17 protein-coding genes are annotated in these 21,657 nt (G+C 64.3%); 7 read left to right on the top strand and 10 right to left on the bottom strand.

Going from position 1 to position 21,657, the window contains the following annotated elements:
- Window positions 1–31 precede the first annotated feature (31 nt).
- The 3 genes from HQ394_RS10880 (at window position 32) to HQ394_RS10870 (ending at window position 4,034) form a co-directional block, all read left to right on the top strand.
- Window positions 32–361, top strand: coding sequence for a DDE-type integrase/transposase/recombinase (locus tag HQ394_RS10880; protein ID WP_190260265.1), 330 nt, complete (start codon window positions 32–34; stop codon window positions 359–361).
- 993 nt (window positions 362–1,354) lie between these two features.
- Complete coding sequence (locus tag HQ394_RS10875; protein ID WP_190260264.1) at window positions 1,355–2,938, top strand: glycosyltransferase family 39 protein; 1,584 nt, start codon at window positions 1,355–1,357, stop codon at window positions 2,936–2,938.
- Window positions 2,939–2,990: 52 nt separating this feature from the next.
- Window positions 2,991–4,034: a glycosyltransferase family 2 protein gene (locus tag HQ394_RS10870; RefSeq protein WP_456151417.1), complete on the top strand. Its 1,044-nt coding sequence runs from the start codon at window positions 2,991–2,993 to the stop codon at window positions 4,032–4,034.
- Window positions 4,035–4,345: 311 nt separating this feature from the next.
- Here the strand turns inward: HQ394_RS10870 and HQ394_RS10860 are convergent, their stop codons facing one another.
- From HQ394_RS10860 to gspG, 8 genes are all read right to left on the bottom strand, one after another.
- Complete coding sequence (locus HQ394_RS10860) at window positions 4,346–5,080, bottom strand: hypothetical protein (RefSeq protein ID WP_223291519.1); 735 nt, start codon at window positions 5,078–5,080, stop codon at window positions 4,346–4,348.
- A gap of 68 nt (window positions 5,081–5,148) precedes the next feature.
- The gene (locus HQ394_RS10855) at window positions 5,149–5,841 is read right to left on the bottom strand and encodes an N-acetylmuramoyl-L-alanine amidase (RefSeq protein ID WP_456151588.1); all 693 of its coding nucleotides are present in this window, start codon (window positions 5,839–5,841) and stop codon (window positions 5,149–5,151) included.
- Complete coding sequence (locus tag HQ394_RS10850; RefSeq protein WP_190260262.1) at window positions 5,841–6,737, bottom strand: DMT family transporter; 897 nt, start codon at window positions 6,735–6,737, stop codon at window positions 5,841–5,843. Before HQ394_RS10850 ends, HQ394_RS10855 begins: the two co-directional genes overlap by 1 nt.
- Window positions 6,734–7,495 carry a TerB family tellurite resistance protein gene (locus HQ394_RS10845; RefSeq protein WP_190260261.1) on the bottom strand — a complete coding sequence of 254 codons (762 nt, stop codon included), beginning with the start codon at window positions 7,493–7,495 and terminating at the stop codon, window positions 6,734–6,736. Before HQ394_RS10845 ends, HQ394_RS10850 begins: the two co-directional genes overlap by 4 nt.
- A gap of 96 nt (window positions 7,496–7,591) precedes the next feature.
- Window positions 7,592–8,371, bottom strand: coding sequence for a hypothetical protein (locus HQ394_RS10840; RefSeq protein ID WP_456151587.1), 780 nt, complete (start codon window positions 8,369–8,371; stop codon window positions 7,592–7,594).
- Window positions 8,372–8,682: 311 nt separating this feature from the next.
- On the bottom strand, window positions 8,683–11,001 hold the full coding sequence (gene gspD / locus HQ394_RS10835) for a type II secretion system secretin GspD (RefSeq protein WP_456151586.1): 2,319 nt from the start codon (window positions 10,999–11,001) through the stop codon (window positions 8,683–8,685).
- Between the two features lie 599 nt (window positions 11,002–11,600).
- Window positions 11,601–12,347, bottom strand: a complete 747-nt coding sequence (locus tag HQ394_RS10830; RefSeq protein ID WP_190260258.1) for a hypothetical protein — start codon at window positions 12,345–12,347, stop codon at window positions 11,601–11,603.
- 54 nt (window positions 12,348–12,401) lie between these two features.
- Window positions 12,402–12,890, bottom strand: coding sequence for a type II secretion system major pseudopilin GspG (gene gspG / locus HQ394_RS10825; protein ID WP_317628939.1), 489 nt, complete (start codon window positions 12,888–12,890; stop codon window positions 12,402–12,404).
- A 693-nt stretch (window positions 12,891–13,583) separates the two neighbouring features.
- Here gspG and HQ394_RS10820 point away from each other — a divergent pair.
- From HQ394_RS10820 to HQ394_RS10805, 4 genes are all read left to right on the top strand, one after another.
- A complete protein-coding gene (locus HQ394_RS10820) occupies window positions 13,584–14,255 on the top strand; it encodes a DUF4410 domain-containing protein (RefSeq protein ID WP_190260256.1) in 672 nt (223 codons plus the stop codon).
- A gap of 110 nt (window positions 14,256–14,365) precedes the next feature.
- Window positions 14,366–15,484 carry a baeRF11 domain-containing protein gene (locus HQ394_RS10815; protein ID WP_223291518.1) on the top strand — a complete coding sequence of 373 codons (1,119 nt, stop codon included), beginning with the start codon at window positions 14,366–14,368 and terminating at the stop codon, window positions 15,482–15,484.
- 659 nt (window positions 15,485–16,143) lie between these two features.
- Window positions 16,144–17,505, top strand: a complete 1,362-nt coding sequence (locus tag HQ394_RS10810; RefSeq protein ID WP_190260069.1) for an IS1182 family transposase — start codon at window positions 16,144–16,146, stop codon at window positions 17,503–17,505.
- 252 nt (window positions 17,506–17,757) lie between these two features.
- A complete protein-coding gene (locus HQ394_RS10805; protein WP_223291517.1) occupies window positions 17,758–19,110 on the top strand; it encodes an IS1380 family transposase in 1,353 nt (450 codons plus the stop codon).
- A 30-nt stretch (window positions 19,111–19,140) separates the two neighbouring features.
- On the opposite strand, the gene istB is transcribed toward HQ394_RS10805, so the two are convergent.
- Window positions 19,141–20,049, bottom strand: a complete 909-nt coding sequence (gene istB, locus HQ394_RS10800) for an IS21-like element helper ATPase IstB (protein WP_190263263.1) — start codon at window positions 20,047–20,049, stop codon at window positions 19,141–19,143.
- A gap of 23 nt (window positions 20,050–20,072) precedes the next feature.
- On the bottom strand, window positions 20,073–21,572 hold the full coding sequence (gene istA, locus HQ394_RS10795; RefSeq protein ID WP_190260254.1) for an IS21 family transposase: 1,500 nt from the start codon (window positions 21,570–21,572) through the stop codon (window positions 20,073–20,075).
- Window positions 21,573–21,657: the final 85 nt, after the last annotated feature.

Genomic DNA, 21,657 nt, shown 5'->3' with positions numbered 1-21,657 from the left:
ATTGTCAAATTAGCAGCCGGTGGTGGCGCGGATGGGCGGGCCGGGATACAGGTGGTACCTGGATCAAGTGTTCATCAGGATCCGTAGCGTCCGGCACGATCTCTGGCGCGCGGTGGACAGGATCGAGGTGGTCCTCGGTATCCTCGTTCAGCGCCGCCGCAACGCCAGGGCAGCCTGCGCAAAGCGGATGCGAATCATCAAGCGGCTCTTCCGTAAGCTGCTGCAAGAGCTGCGCTTCGTGCTGTGGGCGATCGTTACCGACAAGTTGCCGCGCTATGCCGCGGCGCGGAAGAAGACCCTCAAAGGTGTTCAGCACCGGCAGAGCCGCTATCTCAACAATCGAGCCGAGAACTCGTACTAGCCGACGCGATGATGAGAACGACAGCTGCAGCGGTTCAAGTCGCCGTGGCAAGCACAATGTTTCCTCTCCGCTCATGACCTGATCCGCCAGCACTTCCACCCTTTCCGCCGCCGAATAACAACAGATTATCAATCCCCTGTAAGCACTAGACACAGTTTAGAGACAACCAAGGCGAACAGACTTGCCCAAATTTGTCGCCTTGTAACTTTACAAATTTGTAAATTGGAAAATTTGTTACGATGTGGAACTAGAAGCCCGTCAGATCAAAGGTCGGTTGCCGTTGTCACCCATTTCAGAATGGGAAACATCAAGTGTCGTGCCTATCGTCTTGTAGCCAAAGAATAACATGAGGGCTTATCCTTCTGCCTCCGGCACGGCTAGATGTAGCGACAAAGGTGGCGTTGGTCGATAGGAACGAAGAGCGAGCGCGCCGGCTCCCGAGGCTTCGCCATGTCCGACGTCCCGACCTCGCTCATCGACTTACAGCGACGCTTCCCGAATGAAGCCGCCTGCGCGGCTTGGCTGTTCATCGTGCGCTCGCCGGCGGACTTCCGCTATCCGGCGTGTGGCCATGCGAAAGAATGGCTACATGGCGGAAAACCGTTTACCTCCGAGAGCGCTGCGACGCCAACAGGCGTGCAACCGCCTACTCCTTGTACTCCGGCGGAAACCACCGCCTCGTCTGCTTGGTCATCGCACCCCTCCAAATCGGTCGGCACTTTAACCGACCGGTCCGGAGTCCGGGAGTAACGTCATTCCGCTCCCTCCTCGACATCGGCGGCACCCTCCAGCACGCTGCTGCCTACAACATACCGATCTAATCGGACAATCAATGACAGGCGTTGCACAACATCATGTTAAATATAAAATATTTTGTGTCTAAGTGAAGACATAATTATTATATAAACTTTACACATATTTATGGAATTAATTAGATAGATATATTATGTATGGCATGCGTGCGATATCTTTCTACAATGACTAGGTAATTTTATGACAATAACCGCCGGTACGCTTCGAATTTTATCTCTCGACGGGGAGAAATCCCAGTCGCTAGCGCTATTTTTCTTCGGTTTTCTGTCGCTACACGTTCTTGTCTGGACTGCATTACCGTTGATATTTACCCATTCGCTGCCCGTCGACACTGTCGAAGGCGTGATCTGGGGCCAGGGGTGGCAGCTCAGCTACATTCACCCGCCGCTGCAGGCTTGGATCATCGGTGCTACGGATTCTCTCGTGGGCTACCAGCGGTGGGCCATCTACCTCCTCAGCCAGCTACTCATCGCGGTCGGCTTTCTTGCCGTCTGGCTGCTCGCCCGGCTGATTGTCACACCCAACGGTGCTTTCGTCTCGGTTCTGAGCCTGGAAGGCGTCGTCTTCTTCAATTTCATGACGCCGAACCTCTTTCCCGACCTGATCGTGGTCCCATTCTGGACGCTTGCGACGTGGTCCCTATACCGTGCTCTCCTTTACAATCGCCGCCTCGACTGGTTGCTGTTGGGAGTCTGGCTTGCCGGCGCCGCCTACGCGAAATATGTCGGCGCAATCCTGGCTCTGGTCATGATCGGCTTCATACTCATCGAGCCGCAGGCGCGGCGATGCTTGCAGAAGGCGGGTCCTTATCTGACAGCAGCGGTCTGTTTGTTCCTGCTTTCTCCGCATCTCTGGTGGATTTTCACCCATAACTTACCAACGGTTCACCGATTTGCTGAGAGCGCCCGCAGGACGGATGGGATCGCCGAGCGCTTCGCCGCGCTCGGGGGCTTCACAATCAGCCAACTGGGCCTCGTCGCTCTTGCGGCCCTCCTGGTCATTGCGCTGCGGGATGCCAGACACGTCACGAAGTCGATCGTGCTCGCGGGAACACCGACCCGGTTCGATCGGCGCTTCGTTGCCGTTTTTGCGCTCGCACCGATTGTCGTGACGTGGACGCTGGCCGCATTGACCGGCATGTGGTTCAGGGCTCATTGGAGCTATGCCATGTGGTCATTCACCGGTTTGTTTGCCGTGGTGTTCGTGGTTCCCTCGGTCAGCGAAGGAGGGCTTAAACGCTTTCTTGGCGCATGGGTCATGACCTTCGGGCTCGTTGCCACTGCCTACGCGGCGGCAAACACTCTCGCTCCCCATCTCAGCGGTAGGCCAGGAGCACATCTCTTCGCCCGTAATGCGAAAGAGTCGGCGTTTCCAGCGGAGGATTTGGCGGAAGTGCTGACCCGGTCGTGGCACGCGAAGGTCGGCACTCCCATCGCTTACGTAATTGGAAGCAAGTGGATCGCTGGCCATGTGAGCTTCTTCTCCCCGGATCATCCGCTGGTTGTTCGTAACGGGACTGCCGCCGACTCCCCGTGGATCGACATCGAGGACGTCAACCGACGCGGCGCCTTGGTGGTCTGGAACCCGGAAGCGGACTTCAAGGCTTATGGAACTTACCCTGGATGGCTCTCCGGGAGCGATCCAAAACAGTTATTCCCGACAATGGAGGTTCAGCCAAATATCGTGCTGCCTTGGCGAACCGCGGCCGACCTACCGCCCCTCTCACTCGCCTGGGGCATCATATACCCACACGAGCCTCACTAAGGCCGAGACTGTCTCAGGCGGCAGCTAGAACAGGGAAAGCGGCGGTCCGATAATGGCTCCCATAGAGCAACAACGCGGAGGGGCACAGCAGGCGATGGTCACAGAAGGTCGTGTGTTTACGGGATGGATCGAGCAGCGGCAGCTTAAAATTGCTGTTCTTATACCCTGCTACGACGAAGCCACCACGATCGGGCGTGTGGTCGCCGATTTCCGCGCCGCGCTGCCGACTGCGGCGATCCACGTCTACGACAACAACTCGACCGACAGCACAGCTGCGATTGCCGCCGCTGCTGGAGCGATTGTTCGCAGGGAGCCGTTACAGGGCAAGGGAAACGTAGTGCGCCGGATGTTCGGCGACATCGATGCTGACGTGTACGTCATGGTCGATGGTGACGACACCTACGACGCCAGCCGCGCCCCGGAGCTTATCACGGCCCTCGTCGGCGAGCAGCTCGACATGGTCAATGCAGCGCGGGTGACGAGCGAGCAGGCGGCTTATCGCCTCGGCCACCGTTTCGGTAACAGGCTGCTCACCGGCATGGTTGGCGCCGTGTTCGGCCGGCAGTTCGGCGATATGCTCTCCGGCTACCGCGTCTTCTCGCGCCGCTTTGTCAAGTCGTTTCCCTCGCTCTCCAGCGGCTTCGAGATCGAGACCGAGTTGACGATCCACGCGCTCGAACTGCGGATGAAGGTCCGCGAAATCGATACCACCTACCGAGCGCGCCAGGGCGCTTCAGTGAGCAAGCTCAATACGCTACGTGACGGCGTGCGCATCGCCCGCACGATCCTGCTGTTTATTAAGGAAGAGCGGCCGCTGCAGTTCTTCGCCAGCATCGCCGCGATGTTCGCGGTGACGGCGATTCTGCTCGCTATCCCAATTTTCCTCGACTACTTCGCGACCGGCCTAGTGCCACGTCTTCCGACCGCAGTACTTTCGACTGGGCTGATGCTTTTGGCGTTTATGGCCCTCGCCTGCGGTCTCGTTCTCGATACTGTGACGATTGGCAGACGGGAAGTGAAAAGGCTGCACTACCTTGCAGTTTTACCAATCGAGCCCCCGACCGCTGGCAAAAGGCGCAGCGAAGGAGCTGCGTAAGGCTCCCTAATCAAGGATTAGACTCGACAGCTTATTTGCTGATCCTGCACCGTGGGTAGCCCTCATTGGCACGCGCTTCGTTGCCCTTCTCGCCAAGGAGCTCACCTTGCGTGAAAGCCGGTCGAGAAAGAAGACTGAACTGATGGGGTGGATGCCCCCTTCGGCCGGCATCATACGATGCTGGTCAGCGCCACGGTGGCGCAATGGAAAGAGGGACACATGCCAGAAGTTCATGTCTTGGCGATCGACTTGGCGAAGCGGAGCTTTCAGGTCTGCGCGACGGATCGGGGTGGGGCGGTTCACGCCGCACCCTACCAAGTATAGGCGAGACCCAGACGGCCGCCGCCCGGAAGCATGTTGACGCTGAGGCGGATATCGGTGGTGACGACATCCTTGCCCGTCATCTTTTGGTAATCGCGCCAGTCGGCGGCGGAGCGGCCGGTGCCGAAAGCAGATAGACCACGCCGCCGATGGCGTTGGCGGCGGCGGAGATCGCTGCGTCCACCGGATCGCCGGCTAGGCCGATCGCCAATCCCGCTGCCCCGGCCAACGCCAGGCTCCCCGCGTGCATCCGCCAATCGGTACGCTCCTCCGCCCGCTCGGCATTCGCCTGCAACAACGCCTCGCTGGGCGCGCAGCTTGTCGATCTTTTCCTCGCGCGTCTCCTCCGGCAGGCCGCTGACCGGCGACGCACCCAGGCGCGCCTGCAAGGGGCGAAACAGCACGTCGACGACGCCCAACGCTGCGATGCCGGCGTTAACGCCGTTGTTGACCCGATCGTCCTTATCGTCGGCGAGACCGGCAAAAACGCCAAGGCCGACGGCCGAGACGCTGTTGACGCTCAACCAGCTCCAATACCAGATCTGGCCATGCATCTTGCTGGCGTCGAGCCGCTCCTCGATAAAGCGAATCCGCGCGTCGATCGCGGCATCGGACAGCTTGGTATCCAGTGGCGTCAGCTCGCGCTCCGCCGCCGCTAACGGTGCTGCCGCGAGCGTCGCCATTGCGACTGTGATGAGAGTCAGCCGAATAAGGCTGCGGGACATCCTTGCCTCCGGTGATTGCCCGCCGGGAACGATCACTGGCGACGGTTGTCGCGGACGGGCGCCGAACCTTAGTCCGTAACCAGCGCGCTGTCTGCCTCACACAGCGCGCATAGCGCCTGCAGCCGGCGCGCCGTTTCGAAATCGATGCGACCATTGACGCGAGCAGGGCGGAAATGGCGCTGGAAGGCACGCAGGCTGGCCAGCCGATCCACCGTCTCGTAGCCGATGGCGGCCAGCATCGCCGCGACGTGCTCCGGGTCCATGCTGCATGCGTCGGCTTCGCCCGGCCACAAGCCCACGTGTGCCTCGGCCAGCCGCCGCCAATCGAAGAACTCGCCCGGGTCTTCCTTGCGCCGCGGCGCAACGTCGGAATGACCGACGACGTTACGCGCCGGAATACCATGGCGACGGACGATGTCGATGCAGAGGTCGACCAGCACCGCCATCTGTGCCTCGCTAAAGGGGCGATAGCCAAACCGGTGCCCGGGATTGACCAGTTCGATGCCGATGGAGCGGCGATTGATGTCGGTGGCGCCGCGCCAGAAGGAGACGCCAGCGTGCCATGCCCGCTTCGCCTCCTCCACCAGGCGGTAAACGCCGCCATCCTCGTCGATCAGATAATGGGCGCTGACCTGCGCTGCCGGATCCAGCAGCCGGTCGAGGGCGACGCCCGCGGTTTCCATCCCGGTATAGTGGATGACCAGCATATCCACCGGCTGGCCGCCGCGATCGCCGAAGTTGGGTGACGGACGCTCAATGATCACGGCAACGGCTCCGCCTCGACGCTCGCTGGCCGCAGCATCTCGATGATGGCCACCCCGCTCAGCGTCAGCACACCGCCTAGGATGGTCGCCATGTTCAAGGGCTCGTCCAGCAGCAGCACCGCCAGCAGCACCGCCAGCACCGGCGACAACAGGGTCATGGGAACCACCATGTTCATCGGATAGCGTTCAATCAGGTAATACCACAGGCCGTAGGCGATGATCGACGAACAGACGGCCATGTAGACCACCGCCGCGTAGGCCGTCCAGTCCGCTGCCGCTACCGCTTGGCGTTGCCCCGATTCCACCAACAGGCTCACCAGCAGCAGCTGCGGCGTGGCGAAGAGCGCCATCCAGCCGTTGAGGGCGAAGACGTTCACCCGCCCGAGCCGCTTGATCACCACGTTGGCAACGGCCCAGGCAAAGGCGGCGCCCACCACCAGCAGCAGATGAAAAACGCTGAGCGGCCGCGCCGGCTCGCCTGCCAACAGATAAACGCCGACAAAAGCCAGCCCCAACCCGGCGATCTGTAGTACGCCCATCCGCTCGCCAAAGCAGACCGCGGCGAGGATGGCGCTGAAAGGGATGGTCAGTTGGATAGCGATCGCCGCCGGTCCGGCATCGACGCCGGCGAGACCGGCAAACATCAGACCGAAGTGGCCAACACCAAGCACCATCGACAACAACAGCACCAGTGGCAGGCGCTGGCGCGGCATACGGCGCAGAAAAGGCAGCAGCAGCATCGCCACCAGGGCGAACCGCTCCGCCAGCATGAGAAATGGCGGCAATTCGCGCAAGCCGATCTTGCCGGCGATGAAGTTGAGCCCCCAGAGGAGAACCACCACCAGCGCCGCAAGAGTATCGGAGGGACGGAGCCGGCGAACGCGGCCGCTCAACTGAGGCCGCGCCGTTTGTTGATCTCGTCGTAGGCGGCGTTGATCGAAGCCATTCGTTCGTTGGCCTGGATCACAAACTCCCGGGGCAGGCCACGCGCCACCAGGGTGTCCGGGTGGTGCTCGCGAATCAGCCGGCGGTAAGCCTTCTTGATTTCATCGTCGCTGAGGTCGGCACTGACGCCGAGAACCTGATAGGGATCGGGCGCAGACGACGGCAGGTAACGATCACGCACTCGGGCAAAGCGGTTGGCGTCGACGCCGAGGATTTCGGCCACCCGACGCAGGAAGGTAAGCTTGGCGCTGGAAACGCCGCCGTCGGCGCGGGCGATCTGGAAAAGGCCGGCCAGCAGCTCTTCGAGAATGATCGGCTCGTTGCGAAACAGAATCGCCATCTGTCGGGCGTAAGGCTCAAAGCCCTGCGCATCACGCTTTNNGGCCGCGTCGAAGATGCGGGCGACATTTTGCGCTTCGCCGGGGGGNACGTGAAACACCGCCTTGAAGGCATCGATCTCGGCGCGGGTGACGACGCCATCTACCTTCGCCATCTTGGCGCCAAGGACGATGACCGCGACGCCAAACGCCGATTCCTTCGCCGCGCGACTGCCGGCAAAGCCGCTGCCGGCCGGCGGCAGATCCGCCTCTTCCTCATCAAGCTCGCGCACTTTGTCGTACGCGTGCCCTGCGGCAGCGCCGAACAGCGCTCCCAGCGGTCCGCCAAAGGCGAAACCGGTTACGCCACCGAAAAATTTACCCCACATACCACTGCCCGGCTGAAGCTGTCGTCATTACGATGTGCAGCATAAACCTATCGCACGTGCAGCGAAATGCCAGACCGCACACGCAATATGGAAAGGCTAGCCCGCAGCCGACGCTTCGAGCGGGAACAGCCAGCGCCGCCCGTGCCGCCAGGCAAGAATGACGTAGGGTGGCGATTGTTCCAGGCTGACGCGGATCACCGCCTCGCGGACAAAAACGCTACCCCCNTCGGTCATTGCTTCAGCGTGAACAAGCACCGTCCCATTGCCCTGCCTCGCCGCGGCCGCGCTATCCCCTAGAAGCGAGCGGGGACTGCCGGCGGCAGCCGAACCGCCACCGAGGCTGCCTTGCTCACGTGTGCGCACCGCATCACCCAGCTGCGATCGCCGTTGATCGAGGCGGGCCTGCAGTTCCGCCTGTTTGACCCCGGCGCCACCGCCGGCGCCGCCGGACTCGGCAATGTGCAGCGCCATCACCACCTCGGGCGTGGCGTTGTCCTCCTCTGGCGTTTCGGCCCCGGTGTAAATGGTGAGGAAAGGAGCGATCCGTTGATAGAGATCGCCGCTGACACCGGGCACCCGCAGCAATTCCTCCACCAGCGCGAACGCCATCGACCGGTTGGGCGACTCGGTGTCGGCGGCGCCGGCGGGGCGGCTCTCCTGATCCGCCTCGGCCGTCTTCGCCGCCGGTTGGCCGCCGGTTTCGTTATTCCGGTCGGCGTCGCCTTCATCACTGACCAGCTTACGGTAGGTGTCGATCGCCGCAGCCAGCGCGTCGGCCTGTTTCGCCCGGATGCCAACCGTCTGCATCAGTGCCGAGAGCAGCTTCGGCTCGGCAACGTTGATGTCGATCTTGCCACCTTCGTCCTCCAGTGCCATCCGCACCCAGCCGTTGCCGAACGCCCAGGCATAGGGTGTCCCGTCCAGGCGGAAGGGCGGCGGGTCGGACGACCCGGCGAGACCGGCGATGATCCGATGGACACCGGCATCGGCGAGCGCTTCTGCCGTCGCCGCGCCAACGATGTTGCGGGCGAGCGTGACGTTGGTCCGGGCGGTCAGGCTGTAACTGACCGCCAGCATGGACAGCAGCAGCAACACCCACAGGGCAGCGACCAGGACCATGCCGCGCTGGCGGGATGCCTCCGGTTGCCGTTGCCGGTTGCGACCCCACCCACGCGGCGATAACCACCTCATTCCCCGGGCAGCAGGCTGGTGGGCGCCGAGCGGCCGACTTCGGGGACGGTGGATCCTGGCCGCAGCGCTGTCGGCGGTGGATAGGNNCCGTCGTCGGGTATCCCCCTGCGTCGGATACCCCGGTGCCGGCGAGGCGCCCTGGGTTTGGGATTGAGCGGTTGGTGCCGCCGCCGGTTCGGGTGGTGGTGGCGGCGGCGGGGGTTCCGGCGCTGCGGCGGGGCGGCGTTGCAGGAAGCGCTGGCTCTGCGGGCCGGGGGGCGGTTTTCCAGCGGAAACAGGTTGGTCATCCGCCGCTTCACCTCGTCGGTCAGCCTTCCCGCCTCCTCCTGATTCGCCACCACCCTGGGCGTCAGCAGCACCAGCAGTTCGGTGCGGGTCGAGCTCTCGGCCCGCTGGCCGAACAGCCAGCCGATGAAGGGAATGCGCGACAGGAACGGCACCCCCGACGACGTCGCCGTCTGGTTGTCGCGGATCAGCCCGCCCAGCGCCACCNNGTCCCCCGACTGCACCGCAACCGTGCTCTCGACCCGCCGCTGGGCGATGGTCGGGCTGTTGGTCAGTGTCGAGATGTTGGAGTTGGTCTGCGTCTGCACGTCGCTCACCTCCTGGACGATGTCGAGGGTGACCAGGCCGCCGGCGTTCACCCTGGGCGTCACCGCCAGGATCACCCCGGTGTCGCGGTACTCGATGGAGTTCACCGTCGGCGCATCGGCGGAGATGTTGCTCGTCGACGACTGGGTGGCGATCGGCACCTGGTCGCCCACCTGCAGCGTCGCCGTCTCGTTGTCGAGGACGAACAGCTGCGGCGACGACAGCATGTTCACCGTCGACACCTGATCGAGGGCGTGGACCACCACCTTGATGTCCGAGGTGTTGAGGAAATAGTTGAAGCCGGACAGCGCCGGCCCCACCGGGGTGAACGTCGCCGCACCGGTGGCCAGGCCGGTCAGCGAGATCTCGTTGTTGCCCGTCTTGAAGAACCACTCGACGCCGTAGCGCAGGGCGTCGTTGAGCACCACCTCGAGGATCGTCGCCTCGATCAGCACCTGCAACGGCGTCACGTCAAGCTTGCGCAGCGCCGCTTCCACCAGCCGGTAGTCCTTCGGCGTCGCCAGGATGACCAGCGCATTCTTCACGTCGTCGGCGATGATCCGCACCGGCGCCACCTCGCCCAGGTTCGCCTCCTCGCCGCCGGCACCACCGCCAAGGCCGCCACCCAAACCACCGCCAAGACCGGCCGCGCCGCCCGCCGCCTGCTGCTGCCGCCGCTGCGCCGCCGTGCCGCCGATCCCGCTGGTACCGCTGCCGCCGAGGCCGCCGAGGCCGCCGGTACCGCCACCGGCTCCCGTCGCCGTACTCGCCGACCTCCCGCCGGTGGACGTCGTGCCCGTCGATGCGCCGGTGGATGCCGCGCCGGTGTTGCTGAAGCCGGTGACGCTGCTGCCGAGGCGGTTGCGCCCGGCAGTGGTGCCGCTGCCGCCGCCGATCTGCGTCCCGCGCAGCCCCGGCGCCAGTTGCCGGCTGCTCGTCGCCGCACCAGGATTGAAGATCTCGTTCAGCACCATCGCCAGGTCCGCCGCCCGGCTGTTCTGGCAGTAGTAGACGAAGATGCGCGCCACCGTCTCATTGCCGAGATCGAGCCTGGACACCCACTCCCGCGCCCGGCGCAGGTAGAGCGAGCGCGAGGTGATCACCAGCACCGACTGCAGCCGGTTGATCGGCACGAAGCGCACCACCCCGGCCAGCGGCCCCGTCTCCTGGTTGCCGAAAATCTCCTCCAGCTCGCCCACCACCGTTTCCGGCTCCGCCTGCTGCAGCGGCAGCACCGCGAAGGACATCCCCCCNAGCCAGTCCACGTCGAAGGTGGCGATGATCTCCTGCAGCGTCGACAGTTCGGCGGCGTTGCCGCTCAGCAGCAGCACGTTGCGCGACGGGTCCGCCCGCACCACCGCCCCCGCCGGGGTCAAGGGCTCGATCACCCCCTTCATCTCCGCCGCCGAAACATAGCGCAGCGGTACCACCACCGTCCCCGTCCCGGCGCCACGGTTGCTGCCGCCGGCAGAGACGCCGCCGCCGCTCTTCGCCGCTCGGTCCGCCGGTACCACCCGGTAGGCCGCGCCGTTGCGCACCAGGGCCGCGTTGTTGAAACTGAGAATGTCCTCGAGGATGCCGAGCAGTTCGCCGCGCGGCACCGGCCGGCTGGTCCGCAGCGTCACCGTCCCCTGCACCGCCGGGTCGATGGCATAGTTCGCCCCCAGCGCATCGCCGAGAATGGCGCGCACCACCTCGCGGATATCGGCATCGACGAAGTTCACCGTCACCTGGCCGCCGGCGCCGCCGGCTGCACCGACGCCGCCGACCCGCCGCCCGCCGCTGGCGGCCGCGCCAGCACGTCCGAGCCGCGCACCATCTCCGCCGACCGCTCCGACGTCCACGCCGGCGCCTCCACCGGCCGCATCCCCGCCGCCGACCCCGTCCACTCCGATGCGTCGCCCAAGGGCTGGTCCCCGTCAACGTCGGCGACACCCGCGTGTCGTACATCGGCGAACCAACACAGCCCAGCAGCAGAAAAAGTAGCAACAGCGGCAGCAGCGCGGTAAACCGCCGCCAGCGGCGCATGGCCGCAGCATCGCCGCAAGCGGTGTCAGGACGGGGCGCAGTTGGCCAGAGCAAAAACGTCCGCGTCATCGGCATGCCGTCGCGCCGCGGTGCCAAGCGCTTATCGTCGATCGCCGAGGCCTGGGCCCCCTATTCTCGCCGTCGACCATGCCGTTCCCCTGCCGTCAAGATAACCCAAATAGGCGACGTTCAGCGCCAATATATGCCCTATTTTTCCCCGAACCTTTTAGCCTGCGATGGCGTTCTGCGGCCATCGTCTTTGCGCATATATCCCGAACGCCGTCCGGTCTCGCGTCTATTGTGACTCCATATCCACATCCCCGGGCATTTGCTCGGTGGGTTGGCCGGGCGCTGGTCGTGGCGGCGGAGCGTTGGCGGTTCGGTTCGGATCACCGCCCGGCCGCACCGGTTGGCGCGGCGGCGTCTGCACCAACGCACCTGGGGCGATGATCCGATCCGGCAGGGCGAGGTCTTCGCGGGTGGCGCCACTTGCCACCGTCACCGCCTGTGGTCGGATGGAAACCACCTTCCAGCCTTCGATCGTCTCACCCTCTTCGGCGCGAATGGTTCGAGGCGATGCCCGGGTCTGCAACAGCGCCACCCGACGTTTGCCAGCGATCATCACCCCGGAAAGCAGCAACGGCGACTTGCCTTCGCTGGTTGACAGGCCCGCCGCCTCTTCCGCCTGCGTCGGTGTCGGTCGGCGCGAACGGTTGAGCAGCGGCCGCTCGATGATGGCTGAGAAGGTCTCGATGGGCGGCAGACGAAACGCGTCTTCGTCATCAGCGCCTGCAGTGTCGGCCGCCTCGTTGCTTTCGCCCGCCGCTGCGTCGGGCTGGCTTATATCGGCGGCTGCGCTGTCAGCTGCATCGTCACCCTGGCTGCCGTCTCGCTCCTCGCCGTCGTCCTTTGTCGCCGTATGGCTCCTGCCTAGCTGCGGCGCGGGTGCGTTCAGTTGCCAAGCCAGGATCCCGGCGAGCAGGACGCACACGCCCGCCAGCAGCAGCGGCAACCTCCATCGATGGAACCGGCCTGCGGTCATTCGGCCATCAACACCCTGTTACCATCCTTGCATCACCCCCAGCCGCCGCAGCCGCTACCAATTGACGATGTCGCGGTTTTCTCCCTCGCCGCCTTCGATGCCGTCGGCGCCGGTGGACCACAGGTCGTATTCACCGTGCTGCCCGGGAATGCGAAAGCCGAAGGGTCGCCCCCACGGATCAGTGAGCGACTCGCGTTTTTTCAGGTAGGGACCGTTCCAGCGCGCCACGCCTGCCGGTTGATCCACCAACGCCGCCAACCCTTCCGCCTGCGACGGATAGCGTCCGACGTCGAGGCGATAGAGGTCGAGCGACCCGCCGATCCGGTCCAGTTGCAGTTGCAGCTTCGCCGCTTCGGACTTAGCTGCCCCCAACTGGCGAAATATCTGCGGGCCGGCAACGACCGCCGCCAACAGGCCGAGAATCACCAGGACAACAAGGATCTCCAGCAAGGTAAAGCCGGCAGCACCGGCAAGACGCGACGACGACTCTGCCCCCGCCGGTCGAGAAAATCTTTGCATTTCCTGGTTCAGAACTTTGTTCACGTCCGCTGCCCTCTTTCGCTCGCGAACTGCTCGCGCGTCCCGACGCGCCCGCGGCCACGTCATGAAGATAACCGTTTTCGGGCCGGCAGCGGATTAACAAACGTCAATCTACCCTGCACTGGCGCCCAACTCACGAAAAACCACCCACAAACGGGGCGGTACCGGATTGCCCCGCCCTTTCTCGGCGATCCCTGCTGCTACTCCATCTCCCAGCTGATAGCCGAGTGGATACGCGATTCGCCACCGGCGAGGCAAGCGCGCCGTCCTCTGCGTGCTTTCGCCTGGAGAAGAAGGACTGGCCCACGTCACCATCCACGCGGATTTTCCGACCTCCGCAAACGCCGCTCCTTACGCCAAACAAACCACCTGTGCCTCGATACGTAGACGCAAGCCCGGACATGCTGCAGGTACAGAGCAACCACCGATGAAAACAAAAACGAGGGTAATGAAAATACCCGCGTTGGCCTTAGTTGTGCGCTGCCGGTAAACAGGGACAACTCGCAGCGGTGTTTACAGCACGACGGGAACTGACTACGATAATAATTGGAATCTTATGGAAGACTCTTGGGGGCGCTGGCCTTCAGCGCTCGTGTAGCGAAATGCCAGGACCATAAACGGAGTTAAGCCTCCGCGTTGCCCTGCGCTCGACTGGCAAGGAGTGTAATGAAGGTCATTTGTCGCTTCGCCGCTTGTTTGTTCGCGCTCATCCTACTCGCCGGCTGCGCCTCAAGCGAAGTCAGCGATTATCGGCCTTATCAGGGAAAGCTCGTCAAACCCGACCGCATCCTTGTATACAATTTCGCCGCAAGCCCTGCCGACCTTCCACCCGGCCTTAAGCTCTCGGGCCCGGGATTCGGATCGACGCAGCCGACGGCGGAGCAACACGCGCTGGGCCGTCAACTGGGCGCCGCAATCGCCAGCGATCTGGTAACCGAGATGCAGAACATGCGACTGCCGGCGGTGCGGGCAGCAGGCCAACCGCCGCTGAAAGTGAACGACATAGCGCTGATCGGCTACTTTACCACCGTCGATGCAGGCAGCGCCGCCAAGCGTGTGGGGCTCGGCTTCGGTTCTGGCGGCGCTGAGTTGCAGACGGTGGTTAATGGCTTCGTGATGACTGCCCAGGGCATGAGCCCCCTGGGTTCCGGCACCGTCGATGCAGGCAGCGGCAAGACGCCTGGCGCCGCCGCTCCGCTTGTCGTCGCCGTTGCAACCGGCAATCCCCTTGGCCTCGTCGTCTCCAGCGCGACGAAAGGTTATGGCGAGGTGTCGGGTTCGGAGACGATTGAAGGCGCGGCCGAACGCACGGCGCAGGACATCGCCGCCAAAATCAAGATTACCGCAGAAAAACAGGGCTGGATCTGAATCGCCCGAGCTTAACGATGCGTCGGGGCCAAACCCAGATCCGGCGACGCGACCGCTCGGAATGATCGCGACGCCAGCATCAGATCACGGCCTCAGATCAAGGACATGCAATGCTCCATACTTACTTGCCCACACCCCACGACATCGTGACACTCGCCAACATCCGAGCGACGCCCGCCGTGTCAATCTATTTGCGGACCACGCCGCTGACACAAGAAACAAAGAGTAACCGCATTGAGTTGAAAAACCTGCTCAAGACCGCGCTTGACGAAATGACCGCAGCCGGAATCGACAAGCGCAGCATCTTACCTATCGAGGCCGACGTGACTGACCTGATCGAGGATGACGACTTCTGGGTCACCCAAGCCAATAGCCTGGCGATCTTCGCCACACCCGAGCGCATTCTCACTTTCCAGTTGGGCAGCCACGTCACTAATCTCGTCGAAGTCTCCGATCGCTTCCACCTCAAGCCGCTGTTGCGCGCGGTCACCTTCCCGCACACTGCGTATGTGCTCGCCCTCAGCATGGGTGCGGTGCGGCTGGTGGAGGTGACGCCGGACAACGCACCGCGCGAGGTTACCGTGCCCAGCCTGCCAAAAAGCATGGCGGACGCGCTGGGTCGGCGCAGTCACCAGGAACGCTCCGGCGACATGAACAAAGCGGAGGAAAGCAGCGAGAACGCCCTGCTGACCCGCTATAGCCGCGTGATCGACAAAGCACTGCGCGTTGTGCTGACGGGTCAGCACCGGCCGTTGATCATCGCCGCGGCCGAACCGCTCGCCTCGGTCTTCCGACATGTATGCAGCTACCACAACCTCGCCGCGCACGTGATCCCCGGCAGCGCCGACCGCACACCAGACCACGAACTGGCAACTGCGGCGCAGGCCGTGCTTGACAATGTCTATGCTGGCGACATCGCCGCCTTCCATGAACTGTACGCCCAGCGCACGCAGCAGGGTCGGGCCACTACCGACATCACCCAGGCGGCGCGGGCGGCGACCTATGGCGCGGTCGACACCCTCATCGTCGATATGGACACGACCATTTCCGGTTTCATTGACGACGAGGGTGCCGTCACCTTAGACGACGCGCCGGACGCGGTGAACTATGGCGTGGTGGACGAGATCGCCCGTCGCACCCTACAGGCGGGCGGCAAGGTGATCGCCGCGCGACGCGATGATATTCCCGGCAAGGCCGATCTAGCCGCCGTGCTGCGCTACGCCTTCTGATCCACCGACGACGCGAAGACGGGCGCGCGGTGTAGCGCCCTATACATGACCATTGAGCGGCGATCGGCGGCGCCGAGACGTGTAACCGGAAGCGATACAGTCGCCAACTGAGGGGCAGCTTGCATCGCCGCTTTCGTCATATGATCAGCGTGACGCTATTAGCGTTGATAATGGCGGGGGCGAACGATAAGGCCCATGCCCAGAACCTCAAACCGAGAGCACTCTCCAATACTCCGGTGGGATTGAACTTCCTGATCGGTGGCTACGCCTACTCAAAGGGTACATTCGGCACCGACCCATCAATCCCTCTCACTGACGCCGAGGTGACGCTCGACATCACCGCTCTTGCTTATGTGCGAACTTTGGATCTGTGGGGCCGATCGGGAGAGGTCGACGTCATCTTGCTTTATGCCTGGGCGGATGGGAGCGCCAAACTCGGCAACAAGGAGAAAGCACGCACCGTGTCCGGGCCAGGCGATCCGCGACTGCACTTCTCCGTCCTGCTTTACGGCGCCCCGGCTTTGTCACTTGAAGAGTTTCGCGACTTCAAACCGGACTTGATCATTGGCGCTAGCAGCCTGTCGGACTTAACGCGAGGCGGAGCTGTGGGTTATAGAATCCGGGCATGGATTCACGCCCCCGGCCCGGACCTCTTCGGCATGAGCAACTTCCGCCCGATCGACCGCGACAGCGGATTTCTGATGCCGCCGTCGGTGGACGAGTGGCTTCCGCAGCGGCACTTGGCGCGGTTCGTGGTGGAGGTGATCGCGGGGCTGGATCTGCGGCCGATGACCGGCAGCTACCGTGGCTCTGGGGAAGCGTCCTACCACCCCAGCCTTCTGCTGGGCATTCTGATCTACGGCTACGCCACCGGGGTGTTCTCCAGCCGCAAGCTGGAGCGGGCGACCTATGACAGCGTGGCGTTCCGCTTCATCGCGGCGAACGATCATCCGGACCATGACACCATCGCCGCGTTCCGCCGACGCTTTCTGCCGCAGATCGAGAAGCTGTTCGTCCAGGTGCTGGTGCTCGCGCGCGAGATGGGCGTGCTGAAGCTGGGAACGGTCGGGCTCGACGGGACCAAGGTCCACGCCAATGCCAGCCGGCACAGCGCGCTGTCCTATGACCATGCGGGCAAGCTGGAGGCCCAACTGCAGGCCGAAGTGGCCGATCTCATGGCCAAGGCAGAAGCGGCGGACCAGGTGGACATCGCTGACGGCATGTCGATCCCCGACGAACTGGCGCGACGTGAGGAACGGTTGTCCAGGCTCGCCGAGGCCCGGGCGAAGATCGAGGCCCGCGCGAAGGAACGCTTCGAACGGGAGCAGGCAGACCATCAGGCGAAACTCGCAGCACGGGACGCCAAGGCAGCGGCCACCGGCAAGAAGCCCACGGGCCGTGAGCCGAAGCCGCCGGTGGCGACGCCGCTGCCCACGGATCAGATCAATCTGACCGACGAGGAAAGCCGCATCATGGCGGTGGCGGGCGGCGGTTTTGAGCAGTGCTACAATGCGCAGGCGGCGGTGGCGGCGGGCAGTCTGCTGGTGGTGGTCGCCGACGTGGTGCAGGCGCCCAACGACAAGCAGCAGCTTACACCCATGCTGGACAAGATCGGCACTCTGCCGGACGTGCTCGGCAGGCCGGACATGCTGTTGGCGGACAATGGCTACTTCAGCGAGGCGAATGTGCAGGCCTGTGTGGCCGGCGGGATCGAACCGCTGATCGCACTTGGTCGCGAGGCGCATCATCTCAGCCTGCAAGAGCGCTTCGCTGCGGCGCCACCGGCGCCCGAAGACCCCACCCCGGTTCAGGCGATGGCGTATCGGCTGCGCACGCCGCAGGGCCGCGCGCTCTACGCCCTGCGCAAGCAGACGCCCGAGCCAGTGTTTGGCATCATCAAGTCCGTGCTGGGGTTCCGGCAGTTCCTGCTGCGCGGGCTCAATGCCGCCCGTGGCGAGTGGAGGCTTGTGACCATGGCATGGAACCTGAAGCGGATGTTCGCCCTCAGCCGCGCCGTCTAGCCTGCGCGGCCAGTTCCGCAGGCGCGCCAGCGCGACCGCACCGCCCAAAATGGCGCTGACAGAGGCGCCGACGCACCGATCCCTACGCAGGTCCGGCGACGCCCGAGACGCAAGTCCGACAGGCTGCTAGCCCGTCTTATTCACGACGGCGGGCGTGGTGAACTGGCGGATGTAGCGTAAGCGGTTGATGTGGCGTAGGATTCGGTTGCTGAAGCCAACCCTTCGACGACATCCTGGCCGGCCACATCCGCCATGACCGACGATACGACGCTGCCGTTCTCGTTTCCAGCCGTCGGACGCAAGAAGGTCACCGCCGCCTTCGACGGCGGCCGGATCAGCTCGGACGGCGGGGTTATGCTGCTGGCCGAAGTCGAGCGGCGGCTCGACATCGCCGGCAAGCTGGCGGCGGTGATCCCCGATCACCGCGATCCGGGCCGGACCGTGCACGCTCTCGCCGACATTCTGCGGGCGCGCATCTTCGCCATCGCCTGCGGCTGGGAGGACGCCGACGATCTCGACAGCCTGCGCTTCGATCCGGCGTCCAAGCTCGCCTGCGGCCGGCTGCCGGATAGCGGACGGGACCTGTGCTCGCAGCCGACCGTCTCGCGCNTGAGAGAACGCCCCCGACCTGCGCAGCGTCATCCGGCTCGGCCCCGGGTCCTGCTCGACCTGTGGCTGGCGAGCTATCCGGCGCCGCCCGCCGCAGTGACGCTCGACATCGACGACACCTGCGACGTCGTCCACGGTCATCAACAGCTGTCGCTGTTCAACGGCCATTACGACGAACGCTGCTTCCTGCCGATCCACGTCTACGACACCGCGGCCGGCCGCCCGGTGGCGGTGATCCTCCGCCCGGGCAAGACGCCGTCGGGCAAGGAAATCTGCGACCATCTGCGCCGGCTCGTCCGCCACGTCCGCCGCCGCTGGCCGCAGACGCGCCTCACCATCCGCGGCGACGGCCACTACGGCCGGCCCGAGGTGATGGACTGGTGCGAGGCGAACGGCGTCGAGTATCTGTTCGGCCTGCCCGGCAACGGGATGCTCGACCGCCTCGTCGACGAGGCCGCCGACGACATCCGTACCCGCCGGGCGCTGGAGAAGCGGCCGTCCTTGCGCGGCTTCGCCGAGACCCGTTACCGGGCGAAGCCGTGGAAGACGGAGCGCCGGGCGTGCGCCCGCATCGAAGCGACGACCCGCGGCCTCGACATCCGCTTCGTCGTCACCAGTCTCGAAGCCGCTTCGCCCGAGCACGTCTACGAGGTCCTCTACTGCGCCCGCGGTCAGGCCGAGAACCTGATCAAACGGCACAAGAGCCAGCTCGCCTCGGACCGCACCAGTTGCCGCTCGCCGCTGGCCAACCAAGTACGACTGTTGCTGCATACCGCTGCCTACTGGCTCATCCTCGAGTTGCGCGACGCCATCCCGAAAACGCACGCCCTGGCGGTCGCCGAGTTCGCCACCCTCCGACTGCGACTGCTGAAGCTCGGTGCCCGCATCATCGAGACCGCGTCGCGCGTCCGCCTCGCCTTCGCCGCCGCCTGTCCAGACGCGGCGCTGATCCGCCTGTCAACGGCGGAGCAATTCCGGGCCACGGTGTCGGAGTAAAAGCAGGCCATTTGGGCGAGAGCGGTGCAATCACGGCAAGGGGCCCGATCGGGCCCCTTGCCGTGCGTCGGCTTTGCCTCGGGGATCAGGGCTTGCTGGTTTTGCCGGTCTCGGGATCGACGGTCTCGGCGGTNNGGTCTGGTTTTGCTCCGCCCGATCGGCTGCGGTGGGGGGACGACGACGTCCGGCGGATTGCTTCAACCGGTAGCTGTCGCCGTTCATGGTGAGGATATGGACGTGGTGGGTCAGGCGGTCGAGCAGCGCGCCGGTGAGCCGTTCCGATCCCAGCACCGAGGTCCAGTCCTCGAACGGCAGATTGGAGGTGACGAGGGTCGAGCCGCGCTCGTAGCGCTGGGAGAACACCTCGAACAGAAGTTCCGCCCCGGTCGGCGACAGCGGCAGGTAACCGAGTTCGTCGACGATGAGCAACATCACCGACTGGAGATCGCGTTGCAGCTTCAGCAAGCGGCGCTCGTCACGCGCCTCCATCAACTGGTGCACGAGGGCGGCTGCGGTGGTGAAGGCGACGGTGAACCCCTTCTGGCAGGCGGCAAGAGCGAGGGCGAGCCCGACATGGGTCTTGCCGGTGCCACTGTTGCCGAGCGCGATGACGTTCTCCCGGCGCAGGATGAACTCGCAGCGGGCCAGCTCGAGCACCAGCATCTTGTTGAGGCTGGGAATCGCGGTGAAGTCGAAGGTGTCGAGGCTTTTGACCGCCGGGAAGCGTGCTGCCTTGATCCGCCGCTCGACCATTCGGCGTTCTCGGTCGATCAGTTCGAGTTCCACCAGGCGCAGCAGATAGCGGGGATGATCGACGCCGTCGCGTGCGCATTCGCGGGCGATCTTGTCGTATTCCCGCAGAACGGTCGGCAGCTTCAACTGCTTGAGGTGATGCGCCAGCAGAACCTGCGGTGTGCCGCTTGTCGTTCCCGCCGGCATCGCATCAGCGCCCGCCTTGCCGGTCATGCCGTTGTCCCGGGAACGAGAACGGCGTAGTCAGCCGCCGCCGTCATCCTGACGTCCATTTTCGGCAGATGTGGATAGGCCGTCAGGTCGAGCCGGGCCGGCCGCCGCTCGACGCGCGCCAGAGCAATCTGCTTGACCGCATCAAAGCCGATGACGCCGAGCCGGATCGCTTCGCTGACCGCGCTCGCCACCATCTCCATCGGGATCGCCTCCATCAGCCGCAGCACCTGGATGAACTCCCGCCTGCCGCGGTTGCCCATGCGCGCCTCGAGGAGATGGCGCAGGTGCTGGAACGCCTCCGGCAGATCCCAGTCTTTCAGCGCCGCCGCCTGGTCGAGGGCATTCGGCTTCGTCTCGATCAGCGCCAGATAGTGCAGCGGCTCGAATACGAAGGTGCCCGTGCCATAGCAGCGACGATGCCGGGCGATCGCCTCGCCGGCACAAAGGATCACCACCTCGTCGACGAAGCCCTTCACCACAACATCCCGGAAGCCGTATGCCGTCGGTACCGAGTAGTCGTTGCCGCGGTAGCGGACCAGGGCGGTCGATGAGACACGGGCCGCCCGCTTCTCGCTCGGCTCCAATGGCACCGCCGGCAAATCCCGGAAGGCTTCGAGGTCGGCGACGAGACGCTCGCCGATGGTTTCGCCGTGGCGACCGGCGCGTTCGCCTCGTCGCTGCCGGCAGCGCTCTTCCAGCATGGCATTGAGATCGTCGAAGCTTGCCGCCTGGGGGATCGGCGTCAGGAAGTTCGATCGAGCATACTTCACCAGCCCCTCGACCTTGCCCTTGTCGTTGCCCTTGCCGGGACGGCCGAAGCGATCCTGGAACAGGTAATGGCTCTGCAGTTCCGTAAAGGCCCGGGTGCGCTCCCGCCTGCCGTCGCCGCAGATCTTCGCCACCGCGAGCGTCGTGTTGTCGTAAAGCACCGACAACGGCACGCCGCCAAAGAAGGCGAATGCCGACACATGCCCGTCGAGGAAGGCTTCCGTCGTCTCCGCCGGATAGGCCTTCACGAAAGGAGTATCCGATTGCGGCAGGTCCATGCAGAAGAAGTGGATCTTCTGCCGGACGCCGCCGATCACGCCGATCGCCTCGCCAAAGTCGACCTGCGCATGACCGGACGGATGAGCCAGCGGCACGAAGGTCTCCCGCAATCTCCCNCGAGCAACCCGGACGTAGTCCCTCACCACCGTCAGACCGCCGGCATAACCGTGCTCGTCGCGCAGTCGCTCGAAGATCCGCTTGGCCGAATGCCGCTGCTTCGAAGGCGCCGTCCCGTCAGCCTCCAAAATGGCGTCGATCACCGGCAGCAGCACCCCGAGCTTCGGCTTCTTCACCGGCTTCGTTCGCGTGTAGCCGGGCGGCAACGAGAACCGGCACATCTTCGAAACCGTCTCACGGCTCAGCCCGAACACCCGGGCCGCCTCACGCCGGCTGTTGCCCTCGATGAAAACGAAATGCCGAACGGCGGCGTAGACTTCCACGGCAAACATCCCCGGCCGCCCCCACAAAAAAGAGACCGCCTAACCACTGGCCAGATTTTACTCCGGCGCGGCAGCACCAATCGCCGCCGCTACG

Origin of the sequence: Defluviicoccus vanus (assembly GCF_014672695.1) — a bacterium.
GTDB lineage: Bacteria > Pseudomonadota > Alphaproteobacteria > Rhodospirillales > Defluviicoccaceae > Defluviicoccus > Defluviicoccus vanus.
Note: the sequence above shows the minus strand (reverse complement) of the source record. Positions and strands in the feature narration are given on the sequence as shown.